Raw genomic sequence first — 22,946 nt, 5'->3', positions numbered from 1 at the left:
TCCCCGGACGTCCGCCGCCGGACCCACCCGGGCTTCAGCCGCGCGGCGGAGCCGCGGCCCGCGAAGGCCCTGCCGCCGCCTGCTCCAGCGTGCGGGCCGTCCGCGCCGCCGTCCCCATGGCCCATCGGCCGCTGGTCGCGGCCCCCACCACGAGCGCGACCAGTCCGCAGCCCGTGATGATCCACCAGGCCGGCCGCGTCGCCTCGATGAAACCGGCGCCGCCCGCCGTCCCCGAGGCCAGGACCGCGCCGATCACGGCCACGCCCAGCGTGCCGCCGGTCTGCCTGCTCGTCGAGGCCACCGCGGCCGCCACCCCCGCCTGGGCCCGGGGCATCCCGGAGACCGCCGTGTTGGTGATGGGCGCGTTCACCACGCCGAAGCCCAGCCCGAACAGCACGTACGCGGTGAACAGCAGCGGCGTCGAGGTCTCCGCCGAGAAGGCTGCGAACAGCACCCCGCTCGCCGCCATCGCCGTCCCCGCGATCAGCAGCGAAGGCCGCGGCCCCCGATTGGCGACCAGGCGCCCCGACAGCGGGGCGCAGAGGAAGGTCATGAGCGCCATCGGCAGCATGTAGAGCCCGGCGTCGAGAGCGCTGAGCCCCCGTACGTCCTGTAGGTACAGGGTGTTCAGGAACAGGAACCCCGACAGCGCGGCAAAGGCGCTGACCGCGATCACGGTGGCGCCGCTGAACGGAGCGCTCCGGAAGAACCGCAGGTCGATCAGCGGCTCCGCCCGCCGCGGCTCGTAGAGCAGCAGTCCCGTCAGCGAGGCCACGGCCAGCGCCGCGCAGCCCAGGATGACCGGGGCGTTCCACCCCGCGCTCGGGGCCTCGATGATCCCGTACGTCACGGAGCCCAGCAGGGCCATGACCAGCAGCTGTCCCACCGGGTCGGGGCGGCGCGGGCGCGCGGCCCGCGACTCGGGGACGAACCGCAAGGTCAGCACCAGGGCCAGCAGCCCGACCGGCAGGTTGATCCAGAAAATGGACCGCCAGCCGACGGATTCCACCAGCAGCCCGCCGATCAGCGGGCCCACGGCCATGGAGATGCCGACCACCGCGCCCCAGGCGCCGATGGCGCGGGCCCGCTCGCGCGGATCCGTGAAGGTGTTGGTGATGATCGACATGGCGACCGGGTTGAGCATCGAGCCGCCCACGGCCTGGACCATCCGGAACGCGATCAGCCACTCCAGCGTCGGCGCCAGCGAACAGAGCAGCGAGCCCGCCGTGAAGACCACGAGGCCCGCCTTGAAGACCTTGCGGCGCCCGATCCGGTCCGCCGTGGAGCCCGCCAGCATCAGCAGCGAGGCCAGGACCAGCGTGTACGCGTCGAGGGTCCACTGCATCCCGGAGACCGAGGCGTGCAGCTCACGGCGCATCGAGGGGAGGGCGACGTTCAGGACCGTCACGTCGAGGCTGACGATGAGCAGGCTCATGCAGCAGATCGCCAGGACCAGCATCCTCCGTCGTCGGCTCAACTCCGGCATGGTTCCGATAGTACGCCTAACTAAAGAGATGCGTGCTCCGGTTCGGCTGGGCGACAATGGGGGGATGACCACGCTCCCTCCGCCGCTCGCGATCGGCCCGCACACCGTGCAGCCCCCCGTGGTGCTCGCCCCCATGGCCGGCATCACCAATGCCCCGTTCCGTACCCTCTGCCGGGAGTTCAGCGGCGGCAAGGGGCTGTTCGTGAGCGAGATGATCACGACCCGCGCCCTGGTCGAGCGCAACGAGAAGACCATGCAGCTGATCCACTTCGACGAGACCGAGAAGCCCCGCTCGATCCAGCTGTACGGAGTCGACCCGGCGACGGTCGGCAAGGCGGTCCGCATGATCGTCGAAGAGGACCGCGCCGACCACATCGACCTCAACTTCGGCTGCCCGGTGCCCAAGGTGACCCGCAAGGGCGGCGGCTCCGCCCTCCCGTACAAGCGGAACCTGCTGCGCGCGATCCTGCGCGAGGCGGTCGCGGGCGCCGGCGACCTGCCGGTCACCATGAAGATGCGCAAGGGCATCAACGACGACCACCTCACCTACCTGGACGCCGGCCGCATCGCCGTCGAGGAGGGCGTCACCGCCATCGCCCTGCACGGGCGCACCACCGCCCAGCACTACGGCGGCACCGCCGACTGGGACGCCATCGCCCGGCTCAAGGAGCACGTGCCGGAGATCCCCGTGCTCGGCAACGGCGACATCTGGTGCGCCGAGGACGCGCTGCGCATGGTCCGCGAGACCGGCTGCGACGGCGTGGTCGTGGGGCGCGGCTGCCTCGGCCGGCCGTGGCTGTTCAACGACCTGGTCGCGGCCTTCGAGGGGCGCCCCGAGGACTTCCACAAGCCCACGCTGCGCGAGGTCGCGGCCACCATGCACCGGCACGCCCAGCTGCTGGGGGAGTGGATCGGCGACGAGGCGCGCGGGGTGATCGACTTCCGTAAGCACGTGGCCTGGTACCTCAAGGGCTTCTCGGTGGGTTCCGAGATGCGGAAGAAGCTGGCGGTCACCTCGTCGCTGGCCGAGTTGAATGCTCATCTGAGCGAGCTCGACCTGGACCAGCCGTGGCCCGAGAGCGCGGACGGCCCGCGCGGCCGGACGTCCGGAAACAACCGGGTTGTCCTCCCGGATGGCTGGCTGAAGGATCCGTACGACTGTGCGGGCGTGAGCGAGGATGCCGAACTGGACACGTCCGGGGGCTGAGAATCAGCTGACAAAGTGTGCCGTCAGCGGCGTGACATACGCCACGCATGGGTGGGGTTGCGCTCACATGAGCGCGAAAATCACGGGTATGACTTCCAAAGGGTGGCACTGGGTGCCACCCTTTGTTCGTTCAAGAGTTGAACGCAAATGTATCGATGATCGCTCATCCGAGCGGGAACGGGCCTCAGGGGGCCCTTCGGCCTTCGGGAGGTGAACGCTCTTCGTGTGTTCTGGCTACTCATTGGTTACTTTCGATCTGGTGGCGCACGGGTGGTTACAGCCGCATGACGGCCAAGTGGACGTACCCAGAAGCCTTCGATCTGGGTATGTTCCTGGCCGTCAGGGCAGCCACCGAGTCCTCGAGGAGTCGAGACCCGTGTCGGAAAACAAAGATCAGAAGTTCGTCTACGACTTCACCGAGGGAAACCGCGACCTCAAGGACCTTCTCGGCGGCAAGGGGGCCAACCTCGCCGAGATGACCAACCTGGGTCTGCCGGTCCCTCCCGGCTTCACCATCACCACCGAGGCCTGCAAGGTCTACCTCGCGAGCGGTGAGGCTCCGGCCGTGCTGCGCGACGAGGTCAGCGCCCACCTGGCCGCCCTCGAGGCGAAGATGGGCAAGAAGCTCGGCCAGTCGGACGACCCGCTGCTGGTCTCCGTGCGCTCCGGCGCCAAGTTCTCCATGCCGGGCATGATGGACACGGTCCTCAACATCGGCCTCTCCGACGAGTCCGTGGCCGGCCTCGCCTCCCAGGCCGGCAACGAGCGCTTCGCGTGGGACTCGTACCGCCGCCTCATCCAGATGTTCGGCAAGACCGTCCTCGGCGTCGAGGGCGAGCTCTTCGAGGAAGCCCTCGACGAGGCCAAGGCCGCCAAGAAGGTCGCCGTCGACACCGACCTCGACGCCGCCGACCTCAAGAAGCTGGTCACCCGCTTCAAGAAGATCGTCGCCAAGCAGGCCGGCCGCGAGTTCCCGCAGGACGCCCGCGAGCAGCTGGACCTCGCCGTCGAGGCGGTCTTCAACTCCTGGAACACCGACCGCGCCAAGCTCTACCGCCGCCAGGAGCGCATCCCGAGCGACCTGGGCACCGCGGTCAACATCTGCTCCATGGTGTTCGGCAACCTCGGCCCCGACTCCGGCACCGGCGTCGCCTTCACCCGCGACCCGGCCAGCGGCCACGCGGGCGTCTACGGCGACTACCTGCAGAACGCCCAGGGCGAGGACGTCGTGGCGGGCATCCGCAACACCGTCCCGCTGGCGGACCTGGAGACGATCGACAAGGTCTCGTACGACCAGCTCATGACGATCATGACGACGCTGGAGACCCACTACAAGGATCTCTGCGACATCGAGTTCACCATCGAGCGCGGCCAGCTGTGGATGCTGCAGACCCGCGTCGGCAAGCGCACCGCCGGCGCCGCCTTCCGCATCGCCACCCAGCTCGTGGACCAGGGCCTGATCGACGAGGCCGAGGCGCTCCAGCGCGTCAACGGCGCCCAGCTGGCGCAGCTGATGTTCCCGCGCTTCGACGAGACCGCCAAGACGACCCTGCTCGGCCGCGGCATCGCCGCCTCCCCGGGTGCGGCGGTCGGCAAGGCCGTCTTCGACTCGTACACGGCCGTCAAGTGGTCCCGCTCCGGCGAGAAGGTCATCCTGATCCGCCGCGAGACCAACCCGGACGACCTGGACGGCATGATCGCCTCCGAGGGCATCCTGACCTCGCGCGGCGGCAAGACCTCGCACGCCGCCGTCGTCGCCCGCGGCATGGGCAAGACCTGCGTCTGCGGCGCCGAGGACCTTGAGGTCGACACCAAGCGCCGCCGCATGACGGTCGGCGGAACGGTCGTCGAAGAGGGCGACGTCGTCTCCATCGACGGCTCCACCGGCAAGGTCTACCTCGGCGAGGTACCCGTCGTACCGTCCCCGGTCGTCGAGTACTTCGAGGGCCGCATGCACGCCGGCGCCGACGACGCCGACGAGCTGGTCCAGGCCGTCCACCGGATCATGGCCTACGCGGACCGCGTCCGCCGGCTGCGGGTGCGCGCCAACGCCGACAACGCCGAGGACGCCCTGCGCGCCCGCCGCTTCGGCGCCCAGGGCATCGGCCTGTGCCGCACCGAGCACATGTTCCTCGGCGAACGCCGCGAGCTGGTCGAGCACCTGATCCTCGCGGACACCGACAAGGAGCGCGAGGAGGCACTGAGTGCCCTCCTGCCGCTCCAGAAGAAGGACTTCGTCGAGCTGTTCGAGGCCATGGACGGACTGCCCGTCACCGTCCGCCTCCTCGACCCGCCGCTGCACGAGTTCCTGCCCGACATCACCGAGCTGTCGGTGCGCGTCGCCCTCGCCGAGGCCCGCAAGGACGCCAACGAGAACGACCTGCGCCTGCTCCAGGCCGTGCACAAGCTGCACGAGCAGAACCCGATGCTGGGTCTGCGCGGTGTCCGTCTCGGCCTGGTCATCCCCGGTCTGTTCGCCATGCAGGTCCGGGCGATCGCCGAGGCCGCGGCCGAGCGCAAGAACGCCAAGGGCGACCCGCGCGCCGAGATCATGGTCCCGCTCGTGGGCACCGTCCAGGAGCTGGAGATCGTCCGCGAGGAGGCCGACCAGGTCATCGCCGAGGTCGAGGCCGCGACCGGCACGCAGCTCAAGCTCAGCATCGGCACCATGATCGAGCTGCCCCGCGCCGCCCTGACCGCCGGGCAGATCGCCGAGGCCGCGCAGTTCTTCTCCTTCGGTACGAACGACCTGACCCAGACGGTGTGGGGCTTCTCCCGCGACGACGTCGAGGCCAGCTTCTTCACCGCGTACCTGGAGAAGGGCATCTTCGGGGTCTCGCCGTTCGAGACCATCGACAAGGACGGCGTCGGCGCGCTGGTCCGCAGCGCGGTCCAGGCCGGCCGGGCGACCCGCCCCGACCTGAAGCTCGGCGTCTGCGGCGAGCACGGCGGCGACCCCGAGTCCGTCCACTTCTTCCACGAGGTGGGTCTCGACTACGTCTCCTGCTCGCCGTTCCGGATTCCGGTGGCGCGCCTGGAGGCCGGCCGCGCCGCCGCCGAGGCGAAGGGCAGCGACAGCCGCTGAGTCCCGCCAGGCCTGACACGGCCCGCTGACTGCGCGTCCGCCCCCGGGTTCCCTGACCCCCGAGGGCGGACGCGCCACTTTTTTGTTGTTCAACAAATCTTTACGCCAGCAGGCGGTGGACGGATCCCCACCCGTCCACCGCCTGCTGTCAATCTGCCAGACACGTCGGCGCTTCCCGGTGCGACCGACCGCCAGGCCCCGCAAAGCCCCCCACGGCCTTCACGGAGCGTTTCGGTCGCACCGGAGTGTGCCTGGCGGAGTACAGGATTTCGGTTGTCACGCCCCCGCCGAAAGGGGTTTCAACTGTGGCTGAAAGGGCGTGGTGACGTCGTGTGACGGCATGCATACTCATGAGGCGGGGGGATTGCGGTTGCACAGGTGGGGGTTCGGTGCTGCGTATCCATTTCACTGGAGTGGACCTGGCACGCGTACGGATGGCAGGGCGTCCCGATGCGTTGTGGGAAACGATTCTGAGTTTTCACCGCTTAAGAGACCGGCGTGATGTGCGGCTCTTCGGTGAATGGCGTACGGAAACCCGGAGCAGGTTGAATAGTGAAACACGCTTGCTCGGTGCGCTCATACCGAGTCGTGGTTATTTTCCCGATTTCCTGACCCCTGTGGAGGGGCAGTACGGGTGGGACGTGGGACTGGACGCCCTGCGCGGGATCCGCACCGAGCGGATGCGGCGCGAGCTCGCACTGCTGGGCGCGGGCACCGGCGTCGGGGCCGCGTTCGGCATGCCCTCGGCCGTCAGCGGAGGCGTCGACGGGCCCGTCCCGCGGCGGCTGCGGGACTTCATGGAGGGCGGCACCAAGCACCTGCCGAGGCTGATGGGCGAGCTGCGCGGCTACCACCGGGCGGCCGTGGAGCCGTACTGGACCCACATCCAGGCCCAGATCGAGGCCGAGCGGGCCGCGCGCGGCCGGGCCCTGCTGGACGGGGGCGCGGACGAGCTGCTGGCCTCGCTGCCGCCGATGCTGCGCTGGCGGGCGCCGGTCCTGGAGTGCGACTACCCCGTGGATCGCGACGTCCGGCTGCGGGGGCGCGGGCTGCTGCTCCAGCCGTCGTTCTTCTGCCGGCGCACCGCCGTGACCCTGCACGATCCGGAGCTGCCCCCGGTGCTGGTCTACCCGGCCGCCGCGCAGCTGGCCTCGGCGTCCGCCGCGGGCGAATCGATCCGGCCCCTGGAGGAGCAGCGCCAGCGCACGCTGGGCAAGCTCGTCGGGCACACCCGCTCGGTGGTGCTGCGGGCCATCGGCGACGGCGCCACCACCAGCGAGCTGGCCCGCAGGGCCGGGGTCTCGCTGGCCTCCGCCAGCCAGCACGCCTGCGTGATGCGCGAGGCGGGCCTGGTCACCACCCTGCGCCGGGGCAACGCCGTCCTGCACACGGTGACCCCGCTGGGGGCCGCGCTGCTGAAGGGCGGAGCGGTGGCCTCCTGACCCGGCCGGCTCCGGCCGGGGCCGGCCGGGGCCGCCCGGGGCCGCCTCGGATCGCGGGCGGCCGGTACGCCCGCGATCCGCACGAACCGACGAACTGACGAACGGCGGGACTTTCCGCCCTGGGGCACGCCTGCGTGCGCCAGGATGGTGAAGCCATGAACCAGTTCGCCGCGGACAACGACATCTCCGGCCGCGCAGACCTCACCGTCGTGCTGCGCCGCTTCTACACCGCCGCTTTCGCCGACCGGCGGATAGGGCCGTTCTTCACCGAGATCGCCGGCACGGACCTGGAGGTCCACCTGCCCCGGATCACGGACTTCTGGGAGCGGGCCCTGTTCCGTACGGCCGGCTACGGGCGCGACGCCTTCGGCCCGCACGCCGCCCTGCACGCGGCGCGCGCGATGACTCCCGAGGACTTCGGGCGCTGGGTCCAGCTGTGGAACGCCGCCGTCGACGGCCTGCACCGGGGGCCGAACGCGGAGCGGGCGAAGGCGACGGGCGAGCGGATCGCCCTGGCCCTGCACAGGCGGCTGGCCGGGCCGGACGCCCCCACGGGGGGCGAGGACGGGCGCGGGTTCGTCCCGCTGGCCGCCCTGGAGCTCCGGACCACAGCCTGACCTGCGGGTTTGTCTCCCGCAGGAAAGATCTCAAAAAAACTTCACCGGGAGCGATGAGTTCGGCGAGGCCCTGCGGTCTACCTCTCGACAGCAACGAAACGCCGTGCTGCACGAGAGAAGAGAGACCGAGATGTCCTCCACCATGATCTTCGTCAACCTGCCGGTCAAGAACCTCGACGCGACCAAGGTCTTCTGGAGCAAGCTCGGCTACGGCTTCAATGCCCAGTTCACCGACGAGAACTGTGCCGCGATGCCCATCACCGACTCGATCGTCGCGATGTTCCTGACCGAGGCCCGCTTCAAGGACTTCACCCACAAGGCCATTGCAGACACCTCCACCACCACCTCGGTGCTGCTGTGCCTGAGTGCCGAGAGCCGCGCCGCGGTGGACGAGATCGTCGACTCGGCCGTCGGCGCGGGTGCCACCGAGCCCCGCGCCGCGCAGGACTACGGCACCATGTACGGCCGCGCCTTCGACGACCTCGACGGCCACACCTGGGAGATCATGTGGATGGACCCGGCGATGGTCCAGGCCTGATCCGGATCGGCCCTCAGCCGGAGGCCACGGCGGTCCGCACCGGGTAGGTCCCGACCGCCGCCTCCTCGTCGTCCAGGCAGCGCCCCGAACCGAGGTCGAAGCGCTGCTTCAGCAGCGGCGAGGCCACGAAGGGCCTGCCCTCCGCGCCCCCGACCAGCCCCCGCGAGAGCACGGCCGCCCCGGTGAACGGATCCCGGTTGTCGATGGCGTACGTACGCCCCGACCGGTCGATGAACACCGCGGCCTGGCTCCCGTCGGGCAGCAGGACCGCCACCCCGCGGCCGGGGGTCAGGTCGGACAGCTCGCACACCGTCAGCCAGCCTTCGGCCACCTGCAGTTCCACGGTCATCGGGTGCCTCCCACGGCCGCCGGCGGCCGGATGTCGAGAATGGTCAGGTCGGGCTTGACCTGGTCGCGTTCGGGGACGAACTTCACGGTCGGGTCGGGGGCGCCGGGCGCGTTCACGAAGGACACGAACCGTCGCAGCCGCTCCGGGTCCTGCAGGGTCTCGGCCCATTCGTCGCGGTAGTGCGCCACGTGGTCGGCCATCAGCGATTCCAGCTCCGCGCACAGCCCGAGCGAGTCGTGCACGACCACGTCCCGCAGGTGGTCCAGGCCGCCCTCCAGCCGGTCCAGCCAGGTGGAGGTGCGCTCCAGCCGGTCCGCCGTGCGGATGTAGAACATCAGGAACCGGTCGATGAGCCGGACCAGTTCGGCGTCCGAGAGGTCCTGGGCCAGCAGGTCCGCATGGCGCGGGGCGGCCCCGCCGTTCCCGCCGACGTAGAGGTTCCAGCCGTTCGCCGTCGCGATCACCCCGAAGTCCTTGCTCTGTGCCTCCGCGCACTCGCGCGCGCAGCCGGACACCGCCGACTTGAGCTTGTGCGGAGCCCGCAGACCCCGGTAGCGCAGCTCCAGGTCGATGGCCATGCGTACGGAGTCCTGGACTCCGTACCGGCACCAGGTCTGGCCCACGCAGGACTTCACCGTGCGCAGGGCCTTCCCGTACGCGTGCCCGGACTCGAATCCCGCCTCCACGAGCCGGGCCCAGATCCGCGGGAGCTGGTCCACGGCGGCACCGAAGAGGTCGATGCGCTGACCGCCGGTGATCTTCGTGTAGAGCCCGAAGTCGCGGGCCACCTCACCGATCACGATGAGCTTGTCGGGGGTGATCTCACCGCCGGGGATGCGCGGGACGACCGAGTACGAGCCGTTGCGCTGGAGGTTCGCCAGGAAGTGGTCGTTGGTGTCCTGGAGGGCGGCCTGCTCCCCGTCGAGCACGTAGCCGCTCGCCCCGAGGGTGGGGGCGAGCGAGGCGATGATCGAGCCGACGGTCGGCTTGCAGACCTCGCAGCCGTCCCCGCCGCGCGCCGCCTCCCGGCCGTGGCCGTCGAGGAGCTGCTCGTACGAGGTCAGCCGGCGGGTCCGGACGATCTCGTAGAGCTCGGCACGGGTGAAGGGGAAGCAGCCGCACAGCCCCTTGTCGGCGGCCGCGGGCAGCAGTTGGCCGATCATCTTGAGGCAGCTGCCGCAGCCGGTGCCCGCCTTGGTGCACTGCTTGACCTCGGGGAGGGTTGCGCAGGCGGTGATCGCCTTCTTGGTGACGTTGTGGCAGGAGCAGATCACCGCCGAGTCGGGCAGCGCCGACGGGCCGAGGGCGACCGGCGCGCCGAGACCGGCGGGCAGCACCAGCTGGTCCGGGCCGACCGGCGGGACGCTGCCGGTGAGCGGGCGCAGCAGGCCGTACGAGTCGGCGTCGCCGACCAGCACCCCGCCGAGCAGGACCCCGTCCGGGGAGACGACCAGCTTCTTGTAGACGCCGGAGCGGGAGTCGGAGTAGACGACGTCGAGGCTGCCGGGGGCCGCGCCGTGGGCGTCGCCGAAGGAGGCCACGTCCACACCGAGCAGCTTGAGCTTGGTGGAGAGGTCGGCTCCGGTGAACTCCCTGTCCCGGCCCAGGAGGTCCTCGGCGGCCGTCTCGGCCATCTCGTACCCGGGGCCGACCAGCCCGTACACCCGGCCGTCGGCGGCCAGCGCGCACTCGCCGATGGCGTAGACGCGCGGGTCCGAGGTGCGGCAGCGGGCGTCGACGCCGATGCCGCCGCGCTCGCCGACGGTCAGGCCCGAGGCGCGGGCGAGCTGGTCGCGGGGGCGGACCCCGGCGGAGAAGACGACGAGGTCGGTGTCGACGGTGGAGCCGTCGGAGAGCCGCATGCCGGTGACGCGGCCGTCCCCTCCGGTGAGCACCTCCTGGGTGCCGACGCCGGTGTGGACCGTCAGCCCCATCGACTCGATGGTGCGCAGCAGGGCCGCGCCGCCGCCGTCGTCGACCTGGACGGGCATCAGGCGCGGGGCGAACTCGACGATGCGGGTGGCGAGGCCGAGGCCCTGGAGGGCGCCGGCGGCCTCCAGCCCGAGCAGCCCGCCGCCGACGACCGCGCCGCTGGTGCGGGTCTTCGCGTACTCCTCGATCGCGAGCAGGTCCTCGATGGTGCGGTAGACGAAGCAGCCGGGGGCGTCCTTGCCGGGGACGGGCGGCACGAAGGGGTGGCTGCCGGTCGCGAGGACCAGCACGTCGTACGGGAACACCCGCCCGGAGCGGGAGGTGACGGTGCGGGCATCGCGGTCGATGGTCTCGGCGGGGTCGCCGAGGTGCAGCTCGATCCCGTGCTGCTCCATGAAGCCGGCGGGGGTGAGGGAGAGGTCCTCGGGGGCGCTGCCGGAGAAGTACGAGGTGAGGTGGACGCGGTCGTAGGCGGGCCGGGGCTCCTCGCAGAGCACGGTGATCCGGTGCGTGGCGGTGGCCCCGCGCTCGGCGAGGGCCTCCAGGTAGCGCTGGCCGACCATGCCGTGGCCGATGAGCACGATGGCGGGGGTGGGCGTGGGCGTGGCTGCGGCCATGATCAGGAGCCTCCGTCGTCGGTGAGCAGGTGGCGCGGGGCGCGGAGACGGCGAGCGCCGCCCGTCACCGCCACACGCTGCCGCTCCGAGGTCATGGCACGAGCGTGCGCGTCCGCTGTTTCCCCGCCGCATCGCCGCTGTTACCCGGACGGAACGCGCGCCTCAGCGCCCGGGTTAAGGGTCGGTGAGGCATCCCTCAAGGGCGGCTTAAGGATCGGTTCGGGCAGGTCGGCGGCGCTCGGACCGCCCTTAGCGTGATCCGTGTGCGAGATGCGGCGATGCGGGTCAAGGGCGGGACGCTCGGCGGTGCGGGGCTGGTGGCGCTGCTGTGGGCGGCCCAGGTGCGGCCCTCCGCGCGGCTCGACGCGCTGTTCGCGACCGCCGCCCACCTCACCGGCCTGCTCGCCGGGTACGGGGTGCTCGTACTGCTCTTCCTGATGGCCCGGGTGCCCTCCGTCGAGCACGGGGTCGGCGCCGACCGGCTCGCCCGCTGGCATGCGCGGGGCGGCCGGCACGTGCTGCTGCTCTGCTTCGGGCACGCCCTCTTCGCCCTGTGCGGATACGCCGTCCACGAGGGCGTCGACGTGGTCTCCGCCGTCCGGGAGCTGTTCGGCTACCCGGCGGTGGCCGCCGCCTTCGCCGGCACGGCCCTGCTGGCCGCCGTCGGGGTGAGCTCCGCCCGGGCCGTACGCCGTCGGGTCAGCCACGAAACCTGGCGCGGGGTCCATCTCCTCGTCCATCTCGCCGCCTCCCTGGCCTTCGGCCACCAGCTCGCCGGGCCCGATCTCGCCCTGGCCGGCTGGTTCTGGGCCCTCGCCCACGCCACCGTCGCCGTCCTGCTGGTCTGGTACCGGGCCGTGGTCCCCGTACGGCAGGCCCTGCGGCACGCGCTGCGGGTGGCCGCTGTGCGGGTCGAGGGGCCCGGGGCGGTCTCCGTCCTCGTGTACGGGGAGCACCTGGCGGAACTGCGCGCCGAGCCGGGCCAGTTCCTGCGCTGGCGGTTCCTGCAGCGGCGGCTGTGGCACACCGCCCTGCCGTTCTCGCTGTCCGCGCCGGTCCGGGGCCACGCCCTGCGGATCACCGTGAAGGCGCTCGGCGGGCACTCCCGCCGGATCCGCCGGCTGCGCCCCGGCACCAGGGTCATCGCCACCGGGCCGTTCGGAGCGCTCACCGCCGCCCGGCGGACCCGGCCCAAGGTGCTGCTCATCGCGGGCGGGGTCGGCATCACGCCGATGCGGGCGCTGTTCGAGACGCTGCCCGGCGGGCCGGGGGAGATCACGCTGCTCTACCGGGCCGGGGCCGCGGAGCAGCTGGTGCTGCGGTCCGAGCTGGACGCCATCGCCGCCGAGCGGCAGGCCGGGCTGCACTACCTGCTCGGGTCCTCCGACGCCGCCTACGACCCGCTGGCCCCGCAGGCGCTGCTCGCGCTGGTGCCGGAGCTGACCGAGCACGACGTCTACCTGTGCGGGCCGCCGGGGATGGCGGAGGCGACGCAGAGCGCGCTGTTGCGGGCCGGGGTGCCGGCCGGACGCATCCATTCCGAGTGCTTCAGCTTCTGACCCCGACCCTGATCCCGACCCTTACGTGATTCCGAGAGGCCGCCGCGCCATGCGCCACCCGCTGCACGTCCCCCTGTCCGTACCGGTCGGGGCCGCCGCCGCCCCCGCCCCCGCGCCCGCGGCCCGGCACCGAGGGCCCCGCCGGCCCTCCGCCCTGCGGGCGGGCGTGGCCGCGCTGGCCGCCGTACCGCCCGCGCGACGGCTCGCGGCCGGGCTCGGGCTGGCCAGTGTGCTGGCCGCCACGGCGCTGACGGCGACCGTGAATCCGGCCGCCCCGGTGGCCCCGGACCGGGAGCCGGCCCGGCAAAGCTCAACCTTTGCGCAAGTTTCCGGCGATTGATGGTTGCTGCACCCATCGGCTCCATAGGGTCGTGACCGTGCCTGACATATCAACGACCATGATCATCGTGCTGTGCGTGGCCGCCGCCGCGGCCGGCTGGATCGACGCGGTGGTGGGCGGTGGCGGACTGCTGCTCCTGCCCGCCCTGCTCCTCGGCCTGCCGAACGCCCACCCCGCCGCCGTCCTCGGCACCAACAAGGCCGTGGCCATCGTCGGCACCGCGGGCGCGGCGGTGACGTACGCACGCAAGGCGCCGGTGGACGTGAAGCTCGCCGTCCGGATCGGCCTCGCCGCGCTCGCCGGATCCATGGGCGGCGCCGTGCTGGCCGGCGGGATCAGCAAGGACACCATGCGCCCGCTCATCATGGGCGTGCTCGTGATCGTCGCGGCCGTCGTGATCTTCAAGCCGGGCTTCGGCACCGCCCCCTCGACCGCGCCCGTCAGCCGGCAGCGGGTGCTCCTCGCCATCGGGCTCGCCGGCCTCGGCATCGGCTTCTACGACGGGCTCATCGGGCCCGGTACCGGCACCTTCCTGGTGCTCGCCCTCACCGCGCTGCTCCACCTCGACCTGGTCACCGCCTCCGCGACCGCCAAGATCGTCAACTGCTGCACCAACGCCGGGGCGCTCGCGATGTTCGCGTACCAGGGCATGGTGCTGTGGCAGCTGGCCGCGCTGATGGCGGCGTTCAACCTGGCCGGAGGCATGGTCGGAGCCCGGATGGCGCTGAAGAAGGGCAGCGGGTTCGTACGCGGCGTGCTGCTCACGGTGGTTGCCGCGCTGGTGGTCAAGCTCGGTCTGGAGCAGTGGGGCTGACGGGCCTGCGCTGCCGTCAGTACGTGCCGGTGAGGTGGGCGAAGACGACCACGTTGCCCTGGTAGCCGGTTCGCGGCGAGAAGCCCCCGCCGCAGGTGATCACGCGGAGCTCGGCGCGCGGCGAGGGCCCGTACACGCGGGAGTCGGGGAAGCGGTCGGCCTCGTAGACCTCGACCGCATGGACGGTGAACACGGCCGTACGTCCGTCCGCGCGCGGCACCTCGATCGCGGCTCCGCGGTGCAGCGCGCCGAGGTGGTAGAAGACCGCCGGGCCGGTGGCGTGGTCGACGTGGCCGACGACGACGGCGGTGCCGACCGCGCCGGGGGTGGTGCCGTCGCGGTACCAGCCCGCCAGATCGCGGCGGGCGGGCGGCGGCACCTCGATGCTGCCGTCGGGGCCGAGGCCCAGCCCGGTCAGCGGGGCGTCGACCCGGATGGACGGGATCCGGATCCGGGCCGGCGGGGAGCCGGGCAGCGGGTCGATGCTGCCGGGGTAGTGCGCCTGCCGCTCCAGCGCGTCCGCGGGGGAGGGCAGCGGGGGTCCGACGGACTGGCCGGAGCCGCTGCCGACGAGCCAGATGCCGACGCAGGCGGCGAGCGCGACGAGCCCGCCGCGGCCGGCCTGGCCTGTGCCCATGGGTGCCCCCTGGCGGTGTGTTCCGAGTCCGGGTCCGGATCCCGGTCCGAGTCCCGGTCCGAGTCCGTGTTTCCGTGTGGCAGGCCGTCGCCCGGCCCCGCGAACGGGGGGACCTCGCGGGGCGGGCGACGGAGGACGGTACCGGTCGGACCGCGGTCGCAGCCGCGGTGGGCGCCCGTCAGCTCCGCGTGCCGCTCGCCCGGCGACGCAGGAGCCAGGTACCGCCGACGGCGGCCGCGGCCAGCACGACCGCTCCCGCCGTGATCTTGGTGGGGTCGACGGTGGTGGTCGTCCCGCCACCCACCCCGGTACGGACGTGGCCCTTGGGGCCGCGTTCGGTGACGACCAGGTCGCCGGTGGCGAACTTGCCGTCGGCGCAGGTCGCGCCGATGTTGTAGGTGCCCGGGCGGAGGCCCCGGGCGATCTGGAACTGCCCGATGACCACCTCCTTGTGGGTGCCGGGGACCAGCTTGAAGCGGCCGCCGCCGACCGTGGTGGCATCGCCGTCGGCGTGGCTGCCCGCGCCGCAGGCGGTGGTGTTCACGGTGACGCTGGCCCCGGGAGCGGCGCTTTTCGGCCATACCTCCAGCTTCGCGAAGTCGCCGGGTGCGAAGCCCGCCGTGCCGAGCTCCGCGGCGGCGACCGCCCCGGCGACCGGGCCCGTGAACGCGGCGGCGGTCAGCGCGGTGGCGGTGAGCACGTGGGCGGTGCGTCGGCGCATGGGGGCTCCTGGAGACACGGGGTCGTGTTCCCGAGGAAACCCGGCCAGGCCGCGGAGCGCCTGCTGAGGTTCCGTCAGATCTGCTCGGGCGGCTACCGTTCCCGCAGGTCACGGCCCCGCATTCGGTCATTCGGGGGCGCCACGCCGTCCGGGTGAGCCGGGGCGCGGGCCGGGCCCCGAGCCCTGACCCGCGCCGGTTCACGCCGCGGGCAGCGTCACCGTCGCCTCCGCGCCCGCCGGGGCCGGGTTCGACAGCGTCACCCGCGCCCCGATCACCTGCGCCTGCCCGAACGCGATGGTCAGGCCCAGCCCCGTCCCCTGCCCCCGCTCGGCCGCGCCCGTCAGGAACCGCTGCGGCCCCTCCCTCAGCAGCTTCACAGGGAAGCCCGGACCGAAGTCCCGTACCGTCACCGTGCTCCGGGAGACCGTCACCGTGACCGGATCCCCGCCGTGCCTGCGGGCGTTGACCAGCAGGTTCGTCAGGATCCGCTCCAGGCGCCGGGCGTCCGTACGGACCACCGCAGGGCAGTCCGCGCCGACCACCTGCGCCGCCACCCCCGACCGCCGCGCGATCGTCGCGACCAGCGGACCCAGCGCGTGCGCCGCCAGCTGCGCCTCCTCCCTGCGCGCGTCCAGCCGCGCCACCTCCAGCAGGTCCTCGGTCAGCGTCCGCAGCGCCGCGACCCGGTCCCGGACCAGCTCCGTGGGCCGCCCCGCCGGCAGCAGCTCGGCCGCGGTGTGCAGCCCCGTCAGCGGGGTCCGCAGCTCGTGCGCCACATCGGCCGTGAACCGCTGCTCCGCCTCCAGCCGCTGCTGGAGACTGGCCGCCATCGTGTCCACCGCCGAGGACAGCTCGGCGACCTCGTTCCGGGTTCCCGGCACGCCCGACGCCCCGATCCGCGCGTCCAGTTCGCCCTCGCTGATCCGGCGGGCCGTCTCGGCGGCCGAGCGCAGGTCCTTGCTCAGCCGGCTCGCCAGCAGCGCCCCGGCGATCGCCGCGAGCGTCACGACCCCGGCCCCGGAAGCCACCAGCTGCTGCTCCAGTTCGACCAGTTCGGCCTGTTCCCCGGCCAGCGACCGCCGTACGGACAGCACGTGGTCGCCGCCGACCGGGCGCGCCGCCCACACCGCCGGATCCGGCCCGGACAGGTCGAGGTAGGTGGTGCGCTGCCCCGCCAGGGCCGCCCGGCGCAGCGGCGCCGGCAGCCCCGGGCAGTCGATCCACGCATCGGCCTCGCCGACCTTGTCCTCGTCCAGTCGGCCGGTGAGCTCGTACACCTGTCGTACCCGGACCAGCTGCGCGAGCGCGCCCTCCCGGGCCGCGTCGCCGACCTGTTGGGCCCGCGCCCCGTGGATCAGTACGGCGATGGTCACCGCGACCAGCGAGCAGCCGGCCGCGAGCAGGATCGAGATCTTCCAGCGCAGGCCGAGGGCCTGGAGGAGGTGGCGACAGCGGACCAGGACGGGCCTCACTCGCACACCTGGCCGTATCTGCCGGTGCGCTTCGGCTGCGGGATCCGGGCGCTGTCGCTGTCGCAGCCCGGCAAGGACTTGCTGTACCGCCGCTCGTCGCTGACGACCCTCATCCGCTCGCCGTCCCAGTGGTAGCGGACGGCCTGCTCGGAGCCGTCGTCGGCGGCGGTGCGCAGCAGCAGGTCGCCGCCGATGGTCTCGGCGGCCATCCGCCGGCCGACGGTGAACAGGATGGGGACGATCCGGGTCCCTTCGGCGCTGTACACGGTCAGCGCGGTGCGCCCCGTCTCCGCGTCGGCGGCGACGATCAGCTCCTGACTCCCGTCGCCCGTGAGGTCGCGGAAGACGGGTGGGCGCATTCCGACCTTGCCGGGCGCGTCGATCCAGCCCTTCGCCGCGAACGCCTTCATCTGCTTGTCGGCGCGTACGACGTCCTGCACGTTCACCGCGGGCAGTCCGCCGGCCCCCACCTCGGGCGCGTTCTCCAGCGGCTGCGGCGGGGGCTCCCGGGTGCCGACCGATTTGCCCGGCCCCGAAACCGAGCGGTCGGTCCACAGCGGCCAGAGCGACTCGGGCTGCGGCTGGGCCGATACGGGCGGCGCGGGCTCGCCGACGCCCAGCCCTCCGGGTGCGGAGCAGCCGCCGACGGCGAGCGCACAGGTGAAGGCGCACAGGAGGGCGGCGGTGAGGTGGCGAATGGGTCGCGTCATGAGCAGCCAAAGGGGTCTGAGGCAGGACGGATCGACGGTAGACGGCGACGATCACGGGCACCGGGAGGTTGTGTAACAGCGGTGCGTACGGTGGAGGGACGCAGGCAGACTCGGGACGAAAGTCCCGGACCGCGCGCTGTCCGCCGTACCCGAGGGAGGGCCCCGTGACATCAGCCGATCGGCCGCAGCCGCCGCAGCCCGCGCAGCCGGCACAGGATCCGGCTCTCGCCCGCGCCGAGGTGAAGGCCGGATGACCGCCGAGCTCCCCTTCTTCGTGTACGGGACCCTGCGCCCCGGCGAGGTCAACCACGACCTGTTCCTGCGCGGCCGCACGGCCGCAGAGGAGCCCGCCCGGCTCCCGGACGCGCTCCTGTACGACGGTCCCGGCTACCCGTACGCCGTCCCGCACCCGGGATCGGAGATCGTCGGCGAGCTGGTCACCGCGGCGCCCGGCGCGTACGGGAGGCTGCTGGCCGAACTGGACCGGCTGGAGGAGTACCACGGCCCCGATCGGCCGCTGAACGTCTACGACCGGGTCCGCCGGGACGCGGTCCGCCCGGACGGCACCCGGACCCCCGCCTGGGTCTACCTGGCGGCCCCGCTGCTGGCCCGCACGCTGCGCGAGTCCGGCACCGAGATACCGAGCGGCGACTGGCTCAGACGGCGCTAGGAGGTGCTCTACAAGCCCTCGGCGCCGCGGTTGCGCAGGCGCTGCCCGTACTGCTGCAGGACCCAGAGTTCCTCCTGGACCGCCGCCAGCTGCTCCGGCGGGGCCTGGGTGCCCAGGCGCGACATCGTGCCCTGGATCTCGTGGACCCGGCGGTCGACCGCGCGCAGCCGGACCTGGACCAGCTGCACCCCGGCGTAGACCTCGTCCACCGTCTTGGCGTGGATGGCCTCGACCGCCAGCTCGGTGACGAGCGCGCGGACCGTGTCGTTCGGCGCGGCGTCGCGGACCCGGGCCAGGTAGTCGTCGGTGCCCAGGGAGGCGCCGCCCGCGGCCTGGATGGCCTCGCGGACCGCCGCATACGGCGGGGCGGTGAACTCGTCGACCCCGTACGCGTCGAAGGCCGGCGAGACCAGGGCCGGCCGCTGGAGCGCCAGCTTGAGCAGCTCGCGCTCGGTGCGGTGCGCGGGGCTGCGCAGGTTGAGCGCCGGCCCGCCGCCCACGGGACCGCTCGGCGCCGGGGCCGCCTCGTACGAGGACGCCTGCGACGGCCGGCCGCGGCCCTGCTGCTGCCCGCCGGGCTGGTTGCCCCGCTCCCGCGCCCAGCGCGCCAGCTGCGCGACCCGCTTGACGACGAACTGCTCGTCCCGGATGCCCAGCATCCCCGCCAGCTGGACCGCCGACTCGTGCTGGATCGCGATGTTCTTGATGTTGGCGACGACCGGCGCCGCCTCGTCCAGCGCGGCCGCCCGGCCCGCCGGGTTCTCCAGGTTGTGCCGGGCCACGATGTGCCGCAGCGCGAACTCGAACAGCGGGGTACGGGCCTCCACCAGCCCGGAGACCGCAGCGTCCCCCTGCGCCAGGCGCAGATCGCACGGGTCCATGCCGCCGGGGGCGATGGTGATGGAGGTTTCGGCGGCGAACTTCTGGTCGTCCTCGAAGGCGCGGAGCGCGGCCTTCTGGCCGGCCGCGTCGCCGTCGAAGGTGAAGATCACCTCGGCGGTCGCGTTGTCCATCAGCAGGCGGCGCAGGATCTTGATGTGGTCGCCGCCGAAGGCGGTGCCGCACGTCGCGATCGCGGTCGTGACCCCGGCCATGTGGCAGGCCATCACGTCCGTGTAGCCCTCGACCACCACGGCCCGCGAGGTCTTCGCGATCTCCTTCTTCGCCAGGTCGATGCCGTACAGCACCTGGGACTTCTTGTAGATCGCCGTCTCCGGCGTGTTCAGGTACTTCGGCCCGTTGTCGTCGTCGCGCAGCTTGCGCGCGCCGAAACCGACCACCTCGCCGCTGATGTCGCGGATCGGCCACATCAGCCGGCCGCGGAAGCGGTCGATGGGCTTGCCGCTGCGGCTGTCCTGGGCCAGGCCGGAGGTGATCAGCTCCTTGTCGCTGAAGCCCTTGCCGCGCAGGAAGCGGGTCAGGTGGTCCCAGCCGGCCGGGCTGTACCCGACGCTGAAGTGCTCGGCCGCGGCCTGGTCGAAGCCGCGCTCGGCGAGGAACCTGCGGCCGATCTCCGCCTCGGCGCTGCCCAGCTGCTCGACGTAGAACTGGGCGGCCGCCTTGTGGGCCTCGACGAGCCGGATGCGCTCGCCGCGGCCGCTGGTGCCGGCGGTGTACCCGCCCTCCTCGTACCGGAGCGTGATGCCGGCCTGGCCGGCGAGGCGCTCGACGGCCTCCGAGAAGGACAGGTGGTCGATCTTCATGATGAAGTCGAGGGTGTCCCCGCCCGCCTGGCAGCCGAAGCAGTGGTAGAGACCCTTGCTGGGGCTGACCTGGAAGGACGGGGACTTCTCGTCGTGGAAGGGGCAGAGGCCCTTGAGGTTGCCGCCGCCCGCGTTGCGCAGCTGGAGGTAGTCGGAGACCACGGCGTCGATCGGGACCGCGTCCCGTACCGCCTTCACATCGTCGTCGTTGATCCGTCCTGCCACCCGTGAAGTCTACGGCCGGGCGCCCACAAACCCGTCAGGCCCCCCGCCAACCCCCTAGCCCTCCACCAGGGAGTCAAGCGGAACCGACGGGTCCGACAGGGCCTCGCGGTTGACCGACGCCTTGGACCGGATCAGGGCCTGGATGTGCTCGGTGACATCCCACACATTCACGTTCATCCCGGCCAGCACCCGCCCCTCCGACAGCCAGAACGCGATGAACTCCCGCTTGGCCACGTCGCCGCGGATCAGCACCTGGTCGTAGCCGCCGGCCGGGGCGTACCCCGAGTACTCCAGGCCCACGTCGTACTGGTCGGAGAAGAAGTACGGCACCCGGTCGTACGAGACCTCCTGGCCCAGCATCGCCCGCGCCGCGGCCGGGCCGCCGTTGAGCGCGTTCGCCCAGTGCTCGACCCGCAGCCGGGTCCCGAGCAGCGGGTGGTGCGCGGCGGCCACGTCCCCGACGGCGAACACGTCCGGGTCGCTGGTCCGCAGCGAGGCGTCCACGGCGATGCCGCCGCCGTGCTGCCGGTCGACCAGGGCCAGCCCGGAGGTCTCGGCGAGCGCGGTCCGCGGCGCCGCCCCGATCGCCGCGAGCACGGCGTGCGCCGGGTGCTCCTCCCCGTCGTCGGTCCGGGCCGCGAGCACCATGCCGTCGTGCCCGACGATCTCGGTGAGCCGCGCACCGAAGTGGAAGCGGACCCCGTGCTCCGCGTGCAGGTCCCCGAAGAGCCGGCCGATCTCCGGACCGAGCACTGCGTGCAGCGGGGTGGCCAGCGGCTCGACCACGGTGACCTCGGCTCCGTAGCCGCGGGCCGCGGCGGCGACCTCCAGGCCGATCCACCCGGCGCCCGCGATCAGCAGGTGCCCGTTGTCCCGGCCGAGGGTGGCCAGTACGCCCTTCAGCCGCTCGGCATGGGCGAGCCGGCGCAGGTGGTGCACCCCGGCCAGGCCCGTGCCCGGGATGTCGAGGCGGCGCGGCTCCGCCCCGGTGGCCAGCAGCAGCTTGTCGTAGTGCAGCGCCGTGCCGTCACCGAGGACCACCTTGCGGGCCTCCCGGTCCAGCTGGACCGCGGGCTGGCCGAGGTGCAGCTCGATGTCGGCCTTCGCGTACCAGGACGGCTCGTGCACGAAGACGCTGTCGCGCTCCTCCTTGCCCTGGAGGTACCCCTTGGACAGCGGGGGCCGTTCGTAGGGATGGTCGCGCTCGTCGCCGACCAGGATCACCCGCCCCGTGAACCCCTCGGACCTCAGCGTCTCTGCCGCCTTGGCCCCGGCGAGCCCTGCGCCGACGATGACGAATGTCCGGTGTGCGTCGACCACCTGATGCCTCCTCATAACCTCTCCGCCACATGCGACCACATGCGAGCGTCCCGCACTGAGCCTGCCGCGTGAAGGGGGAATGGCCCGATCGGCTCACCCGACGGGGCGGCGCGCGCGCCGTGCGAGCCGGGCGTGCAGGGAGCGCGCGGAGGCGTCCGTGAGCGCAGCGATCTGGTCGATGACCGCGCGTTTGCGCGCTCTGTCGTCGGGCGCGGCGTCGAAGATCGCCCGGAACTGCGGGTCCAGCCCCTCTGGGGCGCGGGCACTGAGGGCCTCGGCGAGTTCGGCCAGGACGATGCGCTGGTCGGCGCGGAGCCGCTCCTGCTCGTCGCGCTGCATCACGTACAGGTCGGCCACGGCCTTGAGGACCGCGCACTCGTTGCGCGCCTCGCGCGGAACGACCAGCTCGGCCGCGTACCGGGTCAGCCGGCCGGAGCCGTACGCCTCGCGGGTGGCGCCCTCGGCGGCCAGGCAGAACCGGCCGATCAGCTGGCTGGTGGCGTCCTTGAGGCGGGCCTGGGCGACGGCCGACCCGTCGTACCCGTGCGCCCACCAGTCCTGCTCCATCAGCCGGTCGAGGGCGTCCCGCAGCTCCTCCGGCGCGGTGTCGGCCGGCACGTACCGGCCGATCGCGACCTGCCAGATGGCGGTGCGCTCGGGCTCGGCGAAGAGGAGGTTGGGGTCGAGGTGCCCGGCGTGCAGCCCGTCCTCGAAGTCGTGGACGGAGTACGCGACGTCGTCCGACCAGTCCATCACCTGGGCCTCGAAGCACTTGCGGTCCGCGGGCGCGCCGCGCCGCAGCCACTCGAAGACCGGCAGGTCGTCCTCGTACGCACCGAACTTGACCGAGTCGGGGTCGGTGGGGTGGCCGCCGCGGGCCCAGGGGTACTTGGTGGCGGCGTCCAGGCAGGCGCGGGTGAGGTTGAGGCCGACGCTGCTGAGCTCACCGGTGGCCGGGTCGGGCACGAACCGCTTCGGCTCCAAGCGGGTCAGCAGCCGCAGCGACTGGGCGTTGCCCTCGAAGCCGCCGCAGTCCTTCGCGAACTCGTTCAGCGCCTCCTCGCCGTTGTGCCCGAAGGGCGGGTGGCCCATGTCGTGCGAGAGGCAGGCGGCCTCGACCAGGTCGGGATCGCAGCCGAGGGCCGCACCGAGCTCGCGGCCGACCTGGGCGCACTCCAGGGAGTGCGTCAGGCGGGTGCGGGGGCTGGCGTCCCAGTCGTACGAGCGGCTGCCGGGGGTGACCACCTGGGTCTTCCCTGCGAGGCGGCGCAGCGCGGCGGAGTGCAGTACGCGGGCCCGGTCGCGCTGGAAGGCGGTCCGGCCGGGGCGTTTGTCGGGCTCGGCCGCCCAGCGCTCGGTGTCGGACGCGTCGTACGGGGCGCCGGGGGCGTCCGGGTCGGGGTGCGGGGCGGGTGCGGTGCCGGTGCGTTCCATGCCTTCCATGCTCAGACGGTAACCGGGAACACCGACAATGCGACCAATCTGAGCAATCCGCGCCAAC

The 22,946-nt window shown here is 72.5% G+C and carries 19 protein-coding genes; 9 read left to right on the top strand and 10 right to left on the bottom strand.

The window, feature by feature from the left end:
- Positions 1–34 precede the first annotated feature (34 nt).
- Positions 35–1,486 carry an MFS transporter gene (locus OG509_RS13190; protein ID WP_406182698.1) on the bottom strand — a complete coding sequence of 484 codons (1,452 nt, stop codon included), beginning with the start codon at positions 1,484–1,486 and terminating at the stop codon, positions 35–37.
- 64 nt (positions 1,487–1,550) lie between these two features.
- Here OG509_RS13190 and dusB point away from each other — a divergent pair, with 64 nt between their 5' ends.
- The 5 genes from dusB (at position 1,551) to OG509_RS13165 (ending at position 8,375) form a co-directional block, all read left to right on the top strand.
- Positions 1,551–2,693, top strand: coding sequence for a tRNA dihydrouridine synthase DusB (gene dusB / locus OG509_RS13185; protein ID WP_030162758.1), 1,143 nt, complete (start codon positions 1,551–1,553; stop codon positions 2,691–2,693).
- A 376-nt stretch (positions 2,694–3,069) separates the two neighbouring features.
- On the top strand, positions 3,070–5,778 hold the full coding sequence (gene ppdK / locus OG509_RS13180) for a pyruvate, phosphate dikinase (RefSeq protein ID WP_406182696.1): 2,709 nt from the start codon (positions 3,070–3,072) through the stop codon (positions 5,776–5,778).
- A 389-nt stretch (positions 5,779–6,167) separates the two neighbouring features.
- Positions 6,168–7,220, top strand: coding sequence for a helix-turn-helix domain-containing protein (locus tag OG509_RS13175; protein WP_406182694.1), 1,053 nt, complete (start codon positions 6,168–6,170; stop codon positions 7,218–7,220).
- Positions 7,221–7,375: 155 nt separating this feature from the next.
- Positions 7,376–7,837 (top strand): group III truncated hemoglobin, encoded by a 462-nt coding sequence (locus tag OG509_RS13170; protein WP_406182692.1) that lies wholly within the window; start codon positions 7,376–7,378, stop codon positions 7,835–7,837.
- A gap of 130 nt (positions 7,838–7,967) precedes the next feature.
- On the top strand, positions 7,968–8,375 hold the full coding sequence (locus OG509_RS13165) for a VOC family protein (protein WP_406182691.1): 408 nt from the start codon (positions 7,968–7,970) through the stop codon (positions 8,373–8,375).
- Between the two features lie 13 nt (positions 8,376–8,388).
- Here the strand turns inward: OG509_RS13165 and nirD are convergent, their stop codons facing one another.
- Both nirD and nirB read right to left on the bottom strand, forming a co-directional pair.
- Positions 8,389–8,724 carry a nitrite reductase small subunit NirD gene (gene nirD, locus OG509_RS13160; RefSeq protein WP_406182690.1) on the bottom strand — a complete coding sequence of 112 codons (336 nt, stop codon included), beginning with the start codon at positions 8,722–8,724 and terminating at the stop codon, positions 8,389–8,391.
- A complete protein-coding gene (gene nirB / locus OG509_RS13155; protein ID WP_406182688.1) occupies positions 8,721–11,273 on the bottom strand; it encodes a nitrite reductase large subunit NirB in 2,553 nt (850 codons plus the stop codon). The genes nirD and nirB overlap by 4 nt, the downstream gene beginning before the upstream one ends.
- A gap of 263 nt (positions 11,274–11,536) precedes the next feature.
- Here nirB and OG509_RS13150 point away from each other — a divergent pair, with 263 nt between their 5' ends.
- The 3 genes from OG509_RS13150 to OG509_RS13140 are packed head-to-tail and all read left to right on the top strand — an operon-like array spanning position 11,537 to position 13,986.
- The gene (locus tag OG509_RS13150) at positions 11,537–12,832 is read left to right on the top strand and encodes a ferric reductase-like transmembrane domain-containing protein (RefSeq protein WP_406182686.1); all 1,296 of its coding nucleotides are present in this window, start codon (positions 11,537–11,539) and stop codon (positions 12,830–12,832) included.
- A 49-nt stretch (positions 12,833–12,881) separates the two neighbouring features.
- Positions 12,882–13,172, top strand: coding sequence for a hypothetical protein (locus OG509_RS13145; RefSeq protein ID WP_406182684.1), 291 nt, complete (start codon positions 12,882–12,884; stop codon positions 13,170–13,172).
- 37 nt (positions 13,173–13,209) lie between these two features.
- Complete coding sequence (locus tag OG509_RS13140; protein WP_406182683.1) at positions 13,210–13,986, top strand: sulfite exporter TauE/SafE family protein; 777 nt, start codon at positions 13,210–13,212, stop codon at positions 13,984–13,986.
- A 16-nt stretch (positions 13,987–14,002) separates the two neighbouring features.
- Here the strand turns inward: OG509_RS13140 and OG509_RS13135 are convergent, their stop codons facing one another.
- The 4 genes from OG509_RS13135 to OG509_RS13120 all read right to left on the bottom strand — a co-directional run bounded on the left by OG509_RS13135 (position 14,003) and on the right by OG509_RS13120 (position 17,527).
- A complete protein-coding gene (locus OG509_RS13135) occupies positions 14,003–14,623 on the bottom strand; it encodes a class F sortase (RefSeq protein WP_406182681.1) in 621 nt (206 codons plus the stop codon).
- 178 nt (positions 14,624–14,801) lie between these two features.
- Positions 14,802–15,344 carry a hypothetical protein gene (locus OG509_RS13130; RefSeq protein ID WP_406182679.1) on the bottom strand — a complete coding sequence of 181 codons (543 nt, stop codon included), beginning with the start codon at positions 15,342–15,344 and terminating at the stop codon, positions 14,802–14,804.
- Between the two features lie 198 nt (positions 15,345–15,542).
- A complete protein-coding gene (locus OG509_RS13125) occupies positions 15,543–16,817 on the bottom strand; it encodes an ATP-binding protein (RefSeq protein ID WP_406182678.1) in 1,275 nt (424 codons plus the stop codon).
- Positions 16,814–17,527 (bottom strand): hypothetical protein, encoded by a 714-nt coding sequence (locus tag OG509_RS13120; protein WP_406182676.1) that lies wholly within the window; start codon positions 17,525–17,527, stop codon positions 16,814–16,816. Before OG509_RS13120 ends, OG509_RS13125 begins: the two co-directional genes overlap by 4 nt.
- 250 nt (positions 17,528–17,777) lie before the next feature.
- Here OG509_RS13120 and OG509_RS13115 point away from each other — a divergent pair, with 250 nt between their 5' ends.
- The gene (locus OG509_RS13115) at positions 17,778–18,197 is read left to right on the top strand and encodes a gamma-glutamylcyclotransferase family protein (RefSeq protein WP_406182674.1); all 420 of its coding nucleotides are present in this window, start codon (positions 17,778–17,780) and stop codon (positions 18,195–18,197) included.
- 8 nt (positions 18,198–18,205) lie between these two features.
- Here OG509_RS13115 and dnaG read toward each other — a convergent pair whose 3' ends face one another.
- The 3 genes from dnaG to OG509_RS13100 all read right to left on the bottom strand — a co-directional run bounded on the left by dnaG (position 18,206) and on the right by OG509_RS13100 (position 22,879).
- Positions 18,206–20,125, bottom strand: coding sequence for a DNA primase (gene dnaG, locus OG509_RS13110; protein WP_406182672.1), 1,920 nt, complete (start codon positions 20,123–20,125; stop codon positions 18,206–18,208).
- A 54-nt stretch (positions 20,126–20,179) separates the two neighbouring features.
- The gene (locus tag OG509_RS13105) at positions 20,180–21,445 is read right to left on the bottom strand and encodes an NAD(P)/FAD-dependent oxidoreductase (protein WP_406182670.1); all 1,266 of its coding nucleotides are present in this window, start codon (positions 21,443–21,445) and stop codon (positions 20,180–20,182) included.
- A 93-nt stretch (positions 21,446–21,538) separates the two neighbouring features.
- Positions 21,539–22,879, bottom strand: a complete 1,341-nt coding sequence (locus OG509_RS13100) for a deoxyguanosinetriphosphate triphosphohydrolase (RefSeq protein ID WP_406187566.1) — start codon at positions 22,877–22,879, stop codon at positions 21,539–21,541.
- Between the last annotated feature and the right edge of the window lie 67 nt (positions 22,880–22,946).

It is taken from the genome of Streptomyces sp. NBC_01006 (assembly GCF_045162725.1).
Taxonomy (GTDB): Bacteria; Actinomycetota; Actinomycetes; order Streptomycetales; family Streptomycetaceae; genus Streptomyces.
Note: the sequence above shows the minus strand (reverse complement) of the source record. Positions and strands in the feature narration are given on the sequence as shown.

Coding starts and splice junctions, on each gene's coding strand:
- dusB (WP_030162758.1), top strand. CDS start 1,551: ATGACCACGCTCCCTCCGCCGCTCGCGATCGGCCCGCACACCGTGCAG.
- OG509_RS13190 (WP_406182698.1), bottom strand. CDS start 1,486: ATGCCGGAGTTGAGCCGACGACGGAGGATGCTGGTCCTGGCGATCTGC.
- OG509_RS13115 (WP_406182674.1), top strand. CDS start 17,778: ATGACCGCCGAGCTCCCCTTCTTCGTGTACGGGACCCTGCGCCCCGGC.
- nirB (WP_406182688.1), bottom strand. CDS start 11,273: ATGGCCGCAGCCACGCCCACGCCCACCCCCGCCATCGTGCTCATCGGC.
- nirD (WP_406182690.1), bottom strand. CDS start 8,724: ATGACCGTGGAACTGCAGGTGGCCGAAGGCTGGCTGACGGTGTGCGAG.
- OG509_RS13120 (WP_406182676.1), bottom strand. CDS start 17,527: ATGACGCGACCCATTCGCCACCTCACCGCCGCCCTCCTGTGCGCCTTC.
- OG509_RS13145 (WP_406182684.1), top strand. CDS start 12,882: ATGCGCCACCCGCTGCACGTCCCCCTGTCCGTACCGGTCGGGGCCGCC.
- OG509_RS13135 (WP_406182681.1), bottom strand. CDS start 14,623: ATGGGCACAGGCCAGGCCGGCCGCGGCGGGCTCGTCGCGCTCGCCGCC.
- OG509_RS13100 (WP_406187566.1), bottom strand. CDS start 22,879: ATGGAACGCACCGGCACCGCACCCGCCCCGCACCCCGACCCGGACGCC.
- OG509_RS13170 (WP_406182692.1), top strand. CDS start 7,376: ATGAACCAGTTCGCCGCGGACAACGACATCTCCGGCCGCGCAGACCTC.
- OG509_RS13130 (WP_406182679.1), bottom strand. CDS start 15,344: ATGCGCCGACGCACCGCCCACGTGCTCACCGCCACCGCGCTGACCGCC.
- OG509_RS13165 (WP_406182691.1), top strand. CDS start 7,968: ATGTCCTCCACCATGATCTTCGTCAACCTGCCGGTCAAGAACCTCGAC.